General features: G+C 73.3%; 11 protein-coding genes and 1 tRNA gene. 6 read left to right on the forward strand and 6 right to left on the reverse strand.

The window, feature by feature from the left end:
- Nucleotides 1-18 precede the first annotated feature (18 nt).
- The 6 genes from ehuB (at nucleotide 19) to AB0E14_RS31250 (ending at nucleotide 4,025) form a co-directional block, all read left to right on the forward strand.
- Nucleotides 19-885, forward strand: a complete 867-nt coding sequence (ehuB, locus tag AB0E14_RS31225; protein WP_362425751.1) for an ectoine/hydroxyectoine ABC transporter substrate-binding protein EhuB — start codon at nucleotides 19-21, stop codon at nucleotides 883-885.
- The gene (ehuC, locus tag AB0E14_RS31230) at nucleotides 882-1,541 is read left to right on the forward strand and encodes an ectoine/hydroxyectoine ABC transporter permease subunit EhuC (protein WP_362425754.1); all 660 of its coding nucleotides are present in this window, start codon (nucleotides 882-884) and stop codon (nucleotides 1,539-1,541) included. Before ehuB ends, ehuC begins: the two co-directional genes overlap by 4 nt.
- Entirely contained in the window at nucleotides 1,538-2,188 is a 651-nt protein-coding gene (ehuD, locus tag AB0E14_RS31235; RefSeq protein WP_362425757.1) for an ectoine/hydroxyectoine ABC transporter permease subunit EhuD, read from the forward strand. The genes ehuC and ehuD overlap by 4 nt, the downstream gene beginning before the upstream one ends.
- Nucleotides 2,178-2,930 carry an ectoine/hydroxyectoine ABC transporter ATP-binding protein EhuA gene (ehuA, locus tag AB0E14_RS31240; RefSeq protein ID WP_362425760.1) on the forward strand — a complete coding sequence of 251 codons (753 nt, stop codon included), beginning with the start codon at nucleotides 2,178-2,180 and terminating at the stop codon, nucleotides 2,928-2,930. Before ehuD ends, ehuA begins: the two co-directional genes overlap by 11 nt.
- A gap of 167 nt (nucleotides 2,931-3,097) precedes the next feature.
- Nucleotides 3,098-3,856, forward strand: coding sequence for an IclR family transcriptional regulator C-terminal domain-containing protein (locus tag AB0E14_RS31245; protein WP_362011669.1), 759 nt, complete (start codon nucleotides 3,098-3,100; stop codon nucleotides 3,854-3,856).
- Nucleotides 3,857-3,951: 95 nt separating this feature from the next.
- Nucleotides 3,952-4,025: transfer RNA gene (locus AB0E14_RS31250), tRNA-Lys, on the forward strand.
- 79 nt (nucleotides 4,026-4,104) lie between these two features.
- Here the strand turns inward: AB0E14_RS31250 and AB0E14_RS31255 are convergent.
- The 6 genes from AB0E14_RS31255 to AB0E14_RS31280 all read right to left on the reverse strand — a co-directional run bounded on the left by AB0E14_RS31255 (nucleotide 4,105) and on the right by AB0E14_RS31280 (nucleotide 12,382).
- A complete protein-coding gene (locus tag AB0E14_RS31255) occupies nucleotides 4,105-4,767 on the reverse strand; it encodes a response regulator transcription factor (protein ID WP_362425765.1) in 663 nt (220 codons plus the stop codon).
- Nucleotides 4,698-5,996 (reverse strand): sensor domain-containing protein, encoded by a 1,299-nt coding sequence (locus tag AB0E14_RS31260; protein ID WP_362425768.1) that lies wholly within the window; start codon nucleotides 5,994-5,996, stop codon nucleotides 4,698-4,700. The genes AB0E14_RS31255 and AB0E14_RS31260 overlap by 70 nt, the downstream gene beginning before the upstream one ends.
- A 211-nt stretch (nucleotides 5,997-6,207) precedes the next feature.
- Nucleotides 6,208-7,893, reverse strand: coding sequence for an AMP-binding protein (locus AB0E14_RS31265; RefSeq protein ID WP_362425771.1), 1,686 nt, complete (start codon nucleotides 7,891-7,893; stop codon nucleotides 6,208-6,210).
- Nucleotides 7,894-7,918: 25 nt separating this feature from the next.
- Nucleotides 7,919-8,509, reverse strand: a complete 591-nt coding sequence (locus tag AB0E14_RS31270) for a lytic polysaccharide monooxygenase auxiliary activity family 9 protein (protein WP_362425774.1) — start codon at nucleotides 8,507-8,509, stop codon at nucleotides 7,919-7,921.
- A gap of 189 nt (nucleotides 8,510-8,698) precedes the next feature.
- Nucleotides 8,699-11,251, reverse strand: a complete 2,553-nt coding sequence (locus AB0E14_RS31275) for an SPFH domain-containing protein (protein ID WP_362425777.1) — start codon at nucleotides 11,249-11,251, stop codon at nucleotides 8,699-8,701.
- Nucleotides 11,252-11,275: 24 nt separating this feature from the next.
- A complete protein-coding gene (locus AB0E14_RS31280) occupies nucleotides 11,276-12,382 on the reverse strand; it encodes a peptidoglycan-binding protein (RefSeq protein ID WP_362425789.1) in 1,107 nt (368 codons plus the stop codon).
- Between the last annotated feature and the right edge of the window lie 9 nt (nucleotides 12,383-12,391).

Below are 12,391 nucleotides of genomic sequence, written 5' to 3' on the forward strand. Positions count from 1 at the left end.
CCGGGTAGCCGCGCGCCCATGCCTCGATCAACGAAACAGATACGGCGGCGGACGGTGCTGTGGGGGACGGCGGCCGCCGCGACGACGGCGGCGGCCGGGTGCGCCCGGGTCGCCTCCGGCGACACCCTCGGCCGGCTCAGATCCCAGGGCACCGTCCGCCTCGGCATCGCGGGCGAGGTGCCGTACGGCTACGTCGACGAGCAGGGCGCCTTCACCGGCGAGGCCCCCGAGCTGGCCCGGGTGATCTTCGGGCGGCTCGGGATCCGGGACGTCCAGCCGGTGGCGACCGACTTCGGCTCGCTGATTCCCGGGCTCGGCTCCCAGCAGTTCGACGCCGTCGCGGCCGGGATGTACGTCAACAAGGAGCGCTGCGCTCAGGTGCTCTTCGCGGACCCCGAGTACCAGATGCTCGACGGCTTCGTCGTCCGCAAGGGCAACCCCAAGAACCTCCGCTCGTACGAGGACGTGGTGCGCGCCGAGGCACGCCTGGCCTCCGGCAGCGGCTACGCCCAGATCGCGCACGCCGTGGGCGCCGGGTACCCGGAGAAGGACGTCGTGATCCTCCAGGACCAGGTCGCCGGCCTGAACGCGGTCGAGTCCGGCCGCGTCGACGTCTTCGCCGGTACCGCGCTGACGGCCCGCCTGGTGGTGGGGAAGTCCGCCAGGGCGGAGGCCACCGAGCCCTTCGCCCCCGTCGTCGACGGGAAGCCGGCGATCGACGGGGGCGCCTTCGCCTTCCGGCCCACCGACACCGCGCTGCGGGACGCCTTCAACACCGAGCTGCACCGCATGAAGAAGAGCGGCGAACTCTTCCGCGTCATGCGGCGCTTCGGCTTCTCCGAGGCCGAGATGACCACCCTGACCGCCGAGGAGCTGTGCCGATGACCGCCGGACTCTGGCAGAACTGGGTCCTGCCCGGCATCTGGATCACCCTCCAGCTCCTGATCGCCTCCACCGCGCTCGCCGCCGTGGTCGCCTTCGCCGTCGGCACCGCCCGCACCCACCGCTCCCGCGCCGTCCGCTTCCTCGCCGGGCTCTACACCGAGGTCTTCCGCGGCACGTCCGCGCTGATCCTGATGTTCTGGCTGTTCTTCGTCCTGCCGCCGCTGGTCGGCTGGCAGCTCGTCCCGATGTGGGCGGCGATCCTCGCGCTCGGCCTGTCCTACGGGGCGTACGGCGCCGAGATCGTGCGCGGCGCCCTGAACGCCGTACCCGAGGCGCAGCGCGAGGCGGGGGTCGCGCTCAGCTTCACGCCCTGGCAGCGGCTGCGGCTCGTGCTGCTCCCGCAGGCCGTGCCCGAGATGGTCCCGTCCTTCTGCAATCTGCTGGTCGAGCTGCTCAAGGGCACCGCCCTGGTCTCGCTGCTCGGCGTCGGGGACGTCTCCTTCGCCGCGTACCTGGTCCGGCTCGCGACCCAGGAGAGCGGCGGGATCTACACCGTCACCCTGCTCGTGTACTTCGTGATCGCGCTCGTGATCACCCGCTCCATGAAGGCGCTGGAGCGCCGCACCAAGGCGAACCTGGGGGTGGTGGCCAAGTGAACTGGGACTGGTCCGCGGTGGTGGACTTCCTGCCGCGCTTCTGGGAGGGGGTGCTCGTCACCCTCCAGGTGCTCGCGCTCGGCTCGCTGATCTCGTTCTCGCTCGGCCTGGTCTGGGCCCTCGGATTCGGGGCGCGCAGCCGTCTCGTGCGCTGGCCGGTGCGGGCGGTGACCGAGTTCGTCCGCACGACCCCGCTGCTCGTGCAGCTCTTCTTCCTGTTCTTCGTGCTGCCGGAGTGGGGCGTGCAGCTCTCCGCCCTGGCCACCGGCACGCTCGCGATCGGGCTGCACTACTCGACGTACACGGCGCAGGTCTACCGGGCCGGCATCGACGCCGTGCCGGTCGGGCAGTGGGAGGCGGCGAAGGCGCTCAGCCTGCCGCGCCACCGGACCTGGCTGACGGTGATCCTGCCGCAGGCCCTGCGCCGGGTCACGCCCGCGCTGGGCAACTACGTCATCGCGATGCTGAAGGACACCCCGATCCTGGCCGGGATCGGCGTCCTCGAACTCCTCCAGCAGACCCGACTGGAGTCCGCCGCCACCTTCCAGTACACCGAGCCGCTCACGGTGGTCGGGGTGGCCTTTGTCCTGATCGCGTATCCCGCTTCCCTTCTCGTCCGCACTCTGGAGCGCCGCCTTGCCCACTGACACCGTCCACGACCTCATCCGATTCGAGAACGTCACCAAGCGGTTCGGGGACCAGACGGTCCTCGACGACCTCAACTTCTCCGTGCGTCCCGGCAAGCACGTGACGCTGATCGGACCCTCCGGTTCCGGAAAGACGACGATCCTTCGGCTTCTGATGACCTTGGAGAAGCCCGACGCCGGCACCATCCGGGTCAACGGGGGGAAGCTCCACCCGGCGGACGAGAAGCACCGCCGCGAGGTACGGAAGAAGATCGGCATGGTCTTCCAGCACTTCCACCTCTTCCCCCACATGTCCGTCCTGCGCAACATCACCGAGGCGCCGGTCCGCACGCTCGGCAGGAGCCGCGAGGAGGCCGAGGTCCGGGCGCGGGAGCTGCTCGACCTGGTCGGTCTCGCCGACAAGTGCGAGGCCAGGCCCGCGCAGTTGTCCGGCGGGCAGCAGCAGCGGGTCGCCATCGCGCGGGCGCTCGCGATGGAGCCGAAGGTGCTCCTGCTCGACGAGGTGACGTCCGCGCTCGACCCGGAGCTGGTGGCCGGCGTTCTCGATCTGCTCCGGGAGATCGCGTCCACGACCGACATCACCATGGTCTGTGTGACGCACGAGATGAACTTCGCCCGGGACATCTCGGACGAGGTCCTGATGTTCGACGCGGGACGGGTGATCGAGTCCGGTTCTCCAGAAAAAATCTTCTCGGCTCCGGAGCAGGCGCGTACCCGCGAGTTCCTCGGCGCGGTGCTCTGACCTGAGGCTCTCGTAAGGTTCTTTGACTATGGCATATGCCAAGGTGATGCGCCCCAGCGTACGGGGCCGGGGGGCCGCCATATTCTCGCCAACAGCCGCCCCGAAAACGGAGCTTGACGGCTATCGTGGTACGGAAGCTTGCGGTCACAACCTGGTAGGGGGAAACCGTGGCGCTGAAGCCCGAGCCCACTGCGCCGTTCCACTCGGTGCAATACGCCCTGCGCGTCCTTGAGACGGTGTCACGGCACGGTGGCGGGGTGACGGACGTCCAGATCGCTCGTGAGACCGGTCTGCCCGTCGCCCATCTGTCCTCCCTGCTGCTCATGCTCCGTCGCGAGGGTTACGTCGAGCAGGTCGCCGACGGCGCCTATGTCATCGGCGACTCCCTGGTCCTCCTCGGCTCCGGCCTCACCCGCCGCGAGGCGCTCGAGGGCAAGCTCCAGGAGACGCTGACCGAGCTGCGCGACTCCGTCGGCGCCGCGGTGTACATCAGCCGGTACATCGACGGCGAGGTGAAGATCACCCAGTTCGCCGACGGGCCGCGCACGCCCAAGGTCAACGAGTGGGTGGACTTCCGCTCGGCCGCGCACGCGAGCGCGGTCGGCAAGTGCCTGCTGACCCAGCTGGACCAGAACGGCAGGCGGGACCACCTCTCGCGGCACAAGATCGCCCGGCTCACGTCCCGGACGATCACCAACGAGAAGGTGCTCTTCTCCAAGCTGGACAGCCAGCCGGCGACGGTCCCGGTGCTCGACCTCCAGGAGTACGCGGTGGGCACGGTCTGCGCGGCGGTGCCGCTGACGGCCGGTGCGGCCGTGGGCTGCCTGGCCCTCTCGCTGCCGATCGAGCACGCCCACCGGCTGCGCGCGGCGGCCGACACGCTGAACCGCAGGGCCGCTCCGGTGGTGCTCTCGCTGGCGATCTGAGCAGGTCGGAGACGTGCGGAGCGGTGCGATCCGGTCCTCAGGGGTGGTGGTCAGAACCACCCCCGGGGACCAGGTAGTATTTTCTCTGTCAGCAGGCGCCGCTAGCTCAGTTGGTTAGAGCAGCTGACTCTTAATCAGCGGGTCCGGGGTTCGAGTCCCTGGCGGCGCACAGACGGAAGAAGCCCCTCGCGGAAGCGGGGGGCTTCTTCGTGTCCTTCTGAGCGTCCTTCTTCGCGCCCCGGGGCGGGTCAGGCCCTGAGGTAGGCGAGCACGGCCAGGACCCGGCGGTGGGTCTCCTCGGCCGGAGGCAGGTCCAGCTTCCCCAGGATGTTGCCGATGTGCTTGCCGACGGCCGCCTCGGTGACGACGAGCCGGCGGGCGATCTCCCCGTTGGAGTGCCCCTCGGCGACAAGGCCGAGGACCTCGCGCTCGCGCGGGGTCAGCGCCTCCAGCGGATCGCGGCGGCGGCGCAGCAGCTGCCGGACGACCTCGGAGTCCACGACCGTACCGCCGTCGGCGACCCGGAGGAGGGCGTCCTCGAACTCCTCCACCTGGCCGACCCGGTCCTTCAGGAGGTAGCCGACGCCCGTGCCGTCGCCGGTGTCGAGCAGGTCGGCGGCGTAGCTGCGCTGCACGTACTGGCTGAGGACGAGGACGGGCAGGCCGGGGCGCTCGGCGCGGAGCGCGATGGCCGCGCGGAGCCCCTCGTCCTGGAAGCCGGGCGGCATCCGTACGTCGGTGACGACGATGTCCGGGTCGTGCTCGGCGACGGCGGTACGCAGGGAGTCCGCGTCGCCGACGGCGGCGACGACCTCGTGGCCGAACCGGGCGAGCAGACCGATCAGGCCCTCGCGGAGGAGGACGCTGTCCTCGGCGAGGACGACGCGGAGGTCTCGGACAGCGGTCGGCACGGGATCTCCACTCGTAGGACGGTCGGCCCGCCCGGCGGGCTGATGATCGTCAGTGTGCCATCGAGGACGGCGAGCCGGTCGGCGAGTCCGGTGAGCCCGGTGCCCCGGCCCGGGTCGGCGCCGCCGCGCCCGTCGTCCTCGACCGCGAGGATCAGGGAGCCCGCGTACCGGGCGGTGAGGGTCGCACGCGTCGCACCGCTGTGCCGGCCGATGTTGGCCAGGGCCTCGCAGACGGCGAAGTAGCCCGCGCTCTCCACGGCGGTGGGCAGTCGGGGCAGGTCGATGTCGGTGGCGACGGGGACGGCCGAGCGGTCGGCGGCGTCGGTGAGGGCCGCGCCGAGGCCGTAGTCGGCGAGGACCTGCGGGTGGATGCCGTGGATGAGCTCGCGCAGCTCGGTCAGGACCCGGCCCGCCTCGTCGTGGGCCCGGGCGAGCTGGTCGGCGAGCGGTCCGGGCGGGGCGTCGAGCCGGGCGATCCCCAGAGTCATGGTGAGGGCCACGAGCCGCTGCTGGGCGCCGTCGTGGAGATCGCGTTCGATCCGCCGCCGCTCGGCCTCGAAGGCGTCGACGAGCCGGGCCCGGGAGGCGGTGACCTCGCCGATGCGCTCGCGCAGCTCGGCCTCGCGGGGCGCGAGCAGCGCCCGGCTCAGCGCGGCGCGGGCCCCGGCGAGCGCGGCGAGCGGGTAGAGCAGGGCGACGAGGAGCACCGCCCCGAGGAGGGCGGCCGCGAAGGCCTGCGGGTAGGAGGTGACCAGGAACGCCTTGACGACCTTGGCCTCCTGGCCGTCGGCGGCGAGCTGGACGGGCGCGGTCATGAGGGCCGCCGGCAGACCGAGGGCGACGGCCAGGACGATCAGGTCGAGCGGCCACAGGACGGTGGCGTGCAGGACGGCGTACGCCAACTCCCGCCAGGTCGCCTGTTCCCGGACGCGGACCCGGAGCCAGGCCGCGAGCCCGGGGGCGTCGGGGACCCGGTGCGGGTCGGCGGCCGGATCGAGGTCGACCAGCCGGAGCCGCCGCCGTTCGAGACCGCCGAGGGCGACGCCGGCGAGCAGGAGCAGCGGGAGCCCCACGAGCAGAGCCGAGAAGAGGACGAGCACAAGAAGGACGAGGAGCGCGGGCACCCCGGTCAGCACCCCGGTCGCCAGATACCCGGCCGACCGCCAGGGCCAGCCGGTCCGCGGATACCGGGCCCGGGTGAGGGCCTGCCAGGGGGTTCGGGGCGTCATGGGGTTCACGGTAGGCGGCGGCCCCGGGACGCGGCCATCGGTCTGGCGGGCGTACGAGGGGTATGCCTGGCCCTACCTGCCGCACGCCGTGCCCCGCCCCGAACCGGCCCGCCCCGGACCGGCCCGGACGGGCGGAAGGTCCTCGGCCGCGCCCCGCGTCCGTTCGCCGACCGAGCCGCGCGCCGTGTCGACGCCTTCGGCTGAGCCCGGCCTAGCCGGTGGCGCCGGGGCCCTGGGGCGAGCGGCCCTGGGCCTCGTACGCCGACCGCAGGCCGGTGACCGCCTCCGGGGTCAGCAGCTCGTACGGGTCCCCCGGCGCCGGGCGCCACCAGACCGGGTCCGCGCAGAGGAACGACTCCCGGCGCAGGGCCACGCGGTGGATCTTGTTCGTGGCGGTCAGCGGGAGCTTCGGGACGACCCGTACGAAGCGCGGCGGCATCTTGGTGCCCAGGTCCGGCTGGGCGGCGAGGAACTCCGCGAACGCGACCGGGTCGAAGGGCCGGCCGCCGGAGCCTGCGCCCTCGCGCAGGGCGACGGCCGCCATCACCTGGTCCCCGGCCACCGGGTCGGGTATCGCGTAGACGGCGACGCCCGCGGCCCGCTCCCAGCGGGAGAGGATCTGCTCGATCACGGCCGCGGCGAGGTTCTCGCTGTCGACCCGCAGCCGGTCGTCCGTACGCCCCGCGAAGTAGAGGAAGCCGTCGGCGTCCCGGTAGAAGAGGTCGCCGGTCCAGTACCAGCCGTCACGGCACCGGGCGGCTTCCGCCTCGGGGTTGCGCCAGTAGCCCTCGAAGGGGTTCCGGCCCCGGTTGACGAGTTCGCCGATCGCGGCGGAGGCGTTGAGGAGCCGGCCCTCGGGCGAGAGGACGGCGGGCGCGCACTCCTCCCCCGTCGCCGCGTCCACCACCGCCAGGTCGTCCCCCTGCGCCGCCCGCCCGATCGCGCCGGCCGGGGTGTCCGGGGTCCGCGGGATCGCCGCACCGCCCTCCGAGGAGCCGTAGCCCTCGACGAGCCGGGCGCCGAAGCGGGCCTCGAACCGGGCCGCGTCCACCGCCCCCGCCTCCGTGCCGAAGCCGAGCCGCAGCGGGTGCGCGCGGTCGTCCGGGCGGGGCGGGGTGGCCAGCAGGTACTGGACGGCCCGGCCGACGTACGTGAAGTAGGTCGCGCCGAACTCCCGTACGTCGGAGAGGAAGCCGGAGGCCGAGAAGCGGTCCCGCAGCGCGACGGAGGCGCCGGCGGCGAGCGCGGGGGCCCAGTCCGCGATGACCGCGTTGCCGTGGAACATCGGCATGCAGATGTAGTGGACGTCCTCGGGTCCCACCCCGAACTGGGCGACGAGCGAGCGCCCGGCGGCCGCGAGCCGCCGCTGGCTGCAGATCGCCGCCTTGGGCGCGCCCGTCGAGCCGGAGGTGAAGTAGAGCAGCATCCGGCTGTCGGGCCGCACGGGACGGACGACGGCCTCGCCCGGTTCCGCGCCCTCGTAGGGGGTCAGCAGTTCCCGGTAGGCGTCGGTGTCGGTGACCAGGACGCGTACGCCCGGCAGGGGAAGCCCGTCGAGCAGGGGAAGGTGCGCCCGCTGGGTCACCAGGACCCGGCAGTCGGTGTGCGTGATGTCGCGGGCCAGTTCGGCGCCGCGCCGGGTGGGGTTGATGCCCGCGACGGCGGCCCCCGCGAGGGCCGCCGCGCTGAGCCAGAGCGGGAATTCCGGTGTGTTGTCGAGGAGTACCCCGAGGTGCGGCTCGGCACCCCGGGGCAGCAGATCGACGAGGAGCGCTGCCCGTGCGGCGGCCCCGGCGGCGACCTGGTGATGGCTGAGGACCCTGTCCCGCGCCCTCAGGCCGACCCGGTGGTCGCCCCATTGCCTCCGCACGAGCTCCGCCACGGTGGGTTCCGTCATACGCCGGACGGTAACTGACGCAGTGTCAGAACTGAACATCCGAACAGGCGTAGAACGCGTTCCCGGTGTCCGCGATCGTCCAGACCGCCAGGATCAGATGGCGTCCGGTCTTGCCCGCCGGGATGGTCCCGGCGTGCGAGAGCGTGGCCGGCGGCTGCGCGTTGTTGTACGGGACGGTGAGGAACGGCTGGGGATCGAGGGCCGCCCTCGTGAGCTTCTGGGTGCCGTTCCACCCGTTCTTGGTGATGTAGTACTTGAAGTCGGTGGTGCTGTGCCGGGCGGTGAACTGCCAGCGGAAGGTGTGGCTCTGGCCCGCCGTGAGCCTGGTGGTGGGCCAGGCTCCGCCCCGCGGGTCGTCGAGTTCGGCGAACCGGGAGTTCCCGCCGGCACAGATCGTGCCGTCGGCGGGTCCGGCGCCGGGGAAGCCCTTGAGGCCCTCGACCGACTGCGGCTCCCACTGGATGCCGCCGCAGTTGGTCACGGTGCCGTTGGCGCAGAGCTTCTGACGACTGATCGGGGAGTCGGTGTATCCGTGGCTGGAGGCGCTGCTGGTGGCGAAGAGTGAGGCGCCGGCGACGCCGAGCGCCACCGCCGCCACGCCTATCTTTTTGCGCATGCTGTCGCTCCTGACGAACGTGGGGGAGTTCCGAGCCGTGCTGCACGCGTGCGGAGGGTGATGCGTGTGCGGTCGTGCGTGTGCGGTCGTGCGTGTGCTTGCGCTTGCGCTTGCGCTTGTGCGGTAGTGCCTATTCCGGTCTAGACCAAGTACCAAGGTATTGACGGAAGTTGAGCGTGTCCAGAGCGGTCACGCGCCTTCCACCGGACCGGTCCGGCCCGTGTAGAACGCCACCGTCAGGTCCTTGACCAGCGCCTTGCGCTCGTAGTCGTCCAGCTCGACCAGACCACGCGTGGTCAGCCGGTGGACCACGTCGTCGACGGCGTCCACGACGGAGGTCAGCACGCTGTCCCGGTGCTTGGCGTCGATCGCGGCGATCCGGCGGCGCTGCATCGCCGCCGCGATCTCGGGGGCGTACTCGATCCGGGTCGGCTGCGCCGAGAACACGTCGATGCCGACCGGGGCGCACTCGGCGGAGAGCATCCGGGTCAGCGCCTCTCCGACGGCCTCCGCGTCGCGCAGGGTCGGGGCGTCCTCGTGGAAGGCGTCGGCCGGGAGCTGGGAGAGGACCCGGGCCATCGCCGCCTCGACCTGCTCGCGCAGGTACTCCTCGTGCCCCTCGACGCCGAGCGCGGCGCGGACGGTGTCCCGGATGCGCCAGACCACGAGGACGACGACACGGAGGGCTGTGCCCTTGGCATCGACGCAGGAGAGCGGCTCGCTGCGCCAGTGGCGGAGCCTGACGTCGACCCGGCGGCGCAGCAGGAGCGGGCTGGTCCAGACGAGACCGGTACGGCGGACGGTCCCGCGGTAGTCGCCGAAGAGCGTGAGGACCCAGGCGTAGCCGACCCGGCCGCGGCCGAGGCCGCCGAGGGCGAACAGCGTGGCCAGGACACCGAGGGCAAGGAGCGCCCACTGGCCGAGGTGGATGCCCTGGTACGGACGCGGGGGCAGCCGGAGCATCCGCGCGAGCTGCTCGGGCACGGCCCCGGTCCACCAGAGGACCGCGGCGCACCCCGTGAGCGCCAGGGCCCCGCCGAGTACCCCGATCCACCCGGGCAGCACCGGCCCGTCCCGCTCGACCAGCTTGGGGTCGGCGGTGGGCGCGGGGCGGGAGGCCTTGGGCCGGGTGGGCGCGGGGATGGTGGCCTTGCCCTTGGCCTTGGTCTTGGCGTGCGGGGTGGGCGGGGACATGGCGACGGTGGCGGGGCCGCCGTCGTCCTCACCCGTGTCGGCCTCGCCGCCGCCGGGATCGGACTGGTCGCGGAAGAGCAGGTGCACGGGGATCGACCCGGTGGTCTCGGCCCCGATCACGTTCTTCCGCCGCACCAGGGGCCGCGCGGCGGGCTGCGGCTCGACGGAGACACCGGCGACGGGGACGGTGGCGACGGGGACCTCGGCCGCGACGGGCAGGGCCACGACCCCGACCTCTCCCCGCACGATCCGCCGCGGATCGGGCGCCTGGGCGGGGTTGAGGGGGGAGGTGGGGAGCGGCCCCGGCTTGGGCGCGGGCGCCGGGGCGGGAGCGGCCGGGGTCACGGGGGCGGGCGCGCCGGGGCTCGTCGGCAGGGGGGCCGGCGAAGGCGTGGCGGAGTTGGAGGCGGGGGCGCCGACGGGGGCAGGGGCTGAGTCGCGGGCGGAGGCAGCCGCGGAGGCGGAGGCCGTGCCGCGTTCGGTGGCCGGGCCTCGCGGGGCGGTGGCGGCGGGTGCGCTCGCCGCGACGGCCCCACGCGCCGGACCACGCACCACGCCCGGCTCGGGCGTCACCCACTGCGCGGCCGAGGGCGTAGCGCCGACGGCACCCGCCAGACGGAACCCACCCCCCGGCGCCCCGAAACGGGCACCGTCGGGGGTGCGGGGGCCACCGGAGGCACCGGAGACGCCGGAGGATCGAAGGGTGCCGGGCGCGCCGGAGACGTCGGCGGTACCGGAGACACCGGGAGTGCCGGAGGCGCTGGAGGCGCCGGGGATGCCGGGCGCGCCGGCGGTACCGGAGACACGGGGAGTGCTGGAAGCGCTGGAGGCGCCGGGGATGCCGGGCGCGCCGGCGGTACCGGAGACACCGGGAGTGCTGGAGACGCCGGAGACGCCGGGGATGCCAGGCGCGCCGGAGATGCCGGCGGTACCGGAGGCACGGGGGGTGCCTGGGGTGCCAGGGCTGCCGGAGGCGCCGGAAGTGCCAGGGGTGCCGGCCGCACCGGCGGCGCCGAGCGTGCCGGAGGTTCCGGAGAGGCCCGAGACGCCGGGAGTGCCTGAGGGAGCAGCGGTGTCGGGTGCGGCGGGAGGCCCTGAGGCGGTCGGTGCTTGACGGCTCGTCACCGTACCGGCGCCGGTGGCGGCGCTCTCGGGGCGCGGCCCGGCGGTGCGCGGCGCGGACTCCCCCGGAGCCGTCGCGACGCGTGCGCCCGGCGAGGACGGGGCCGTGGGTGTCACGGCGGCGGCTCCCGGGCTCGTGGGCGGGGTGGCCGACGGCGCCGGGCCACCGGTCGGGGCGGAAGCCGGGGTGGCCGACGGGGCCGCGACCGCGCCGGACTCCGTGACCGCCCCCGCCCGTTCCTGGCCGACCCGCGCCTGCCCCGCCTCCCGTTCGGCGGACGCCCCCTCCGGGTGCTCCGTGCCCGGCTCCGGCGGGTGACCCGCCGGTCTCGGGGCGCGCGGCTCCGTCGACAGACGGCGGGCCGTCCGGGCCGCGTCACGGCTGGCCGCCGCTCCCGAGTCCGGGTTGGGGGTCGTTGCGGTCATGGAGTCCACCTCATGCTCTCGGGGTCATCGGAACAAGCGCCGCCAGGTCTCCGGGCCCGGGTAGCCGTCGGCCGCACCGCCGCGCCATCCCTGTGCCCGCTGGAACGCCTCGACATTGCGACGGTCCGCCTCGCTCCAGCGCGGACCGGGACCCGACAGGTAGTGCTTGCCGTAGCCCCGCTTCACCAGCTGTTTGCCCAGCTTCTCCACATATGCGTTGGATTGGCCCGGACGGAAGTAGCCACGCCCGGGAAAGCCCGGCACATTCGCGCTCGAACCCCCCGAACCACTCGAACCGCCGATGCTCCGCCCCTGGCCCGACACCAGCAGGCGCCATGTCTGCGGCCCCGGCAGCCCGTCCGCCTCCGCGCCCTTCCAGCCCTGCGCCTGCTGGAACGCCTGCGTCGCCCGCCGGTCCGCCTCGCCCCAGCGCGGGCCGGGGCCCTGGCTGTAGTACTTCTTGCCGCCGCGCTGCACGAGCAGCTTCCCGAGCTGGGTGACGTACGCGTTGTTCGCGCCGGGCCCGAACATCTCCGGGCCCGGGTAGGGCGTGGCCTGCGTGGCCGAGCCGGCTCCGCCGCTGCCGCCGCTCACGACGCCCTTGTAGCGGTAGGCGACGTAGCGGTCGGAGTTGTTCCAGTACGCCAGCGGCGTCGCCTGGCGGCGGGTCCGCGGCTTGGTCTGCTCGTACGCGATGTACGAGGTGTGGGTGTAGTCGGTCCAGCCGCCGAAGATCGTGACGTGCGAGCCCTTGGTCGGGTTGGCCGGGTTGTGGAAGAGCAGGATGTCGCCGGGCTGCAGCTCGGTGCGGTCGATCTTCTCGCCGAAGCGGTCCAGGCTGCCGGTCCACTCGTTGCCGCGCAGGTTCCACGCCATCGAGATGTAGCCGGAGCAGTCCTGGCGGTAGCCGTCGGACCAGTACCGCTCCATCGAGTACGGGACCTGGGCACCGACCCAGCGCTTGGCGCGGTTGATGATCTCGGCCCGGGTGCTCTTCCGCAGGGCCTCGGTGGAGATCTGACTGTTCGTCGGGGTCGCCCCGGTGGCCGGCCGGCCACCGGGACCGGGTGCTCCCTGGCAAGGGCCCCCGCCCCCCAGCGGCCGGTCGTCCGCCCGGCCAGCCCCGGCCACGGCACGTAT

Source organism: Streptomyces sp. NPDC047981, from assembly GCF_040653315.1.
Taxonomy (GTDB): domain Bacteria; phylum Actinomycetota; class Actinomycetes; order Streptomycetales; family Streptomycetaceae; genus Streptomyces.

Bases quoted from the DNA above. Each gene is read 5' to 3' on its own strand.
- ehuB (WP_362425751.1), top strand. From the start codon at position 19: ATGCCTCGATCAACGAAACAGATACGGCGGCGGACGGTGCTGTGGGGG.
- ehuC (WP_362425754.1), top strand. From the start codon at position 882: ATGACCGCCGGACTCTGGCAGAACTGGGTCCTGCCCGGCATCTGGATC.
- AB0E14_RS31260 (WP_362425768.1), bottom strand. From the start codon at position 5,996: ATGACGCCCCGAACCCCCTGGCAGGCCCTCACCCGGGCCCGGTATCCG.
- AB0E14_RS31265 (WP_362425771.1), bottom strand. From the start codon at position 7,893: ATGACGGAACCCACCGTGGCGGAGCTCGTGCGGAGGCAATGGGGCGAC.
- AB0E14_RS31270 (WP_362425774.1), bottom strand. From the start codon at position 8,509: ATGCGCAAAAAGATAGGCGTGGCGGCGGTGGCGCTCGGCGTCGCCGGC.
- AB0E14_RS31275 (WP_362425777.1), bottom strand. From the start codon at position 11,251: ATGACCGCAACGACCCCCAACCCGGACTCGGGAGCGGCGGCCAGCCGT.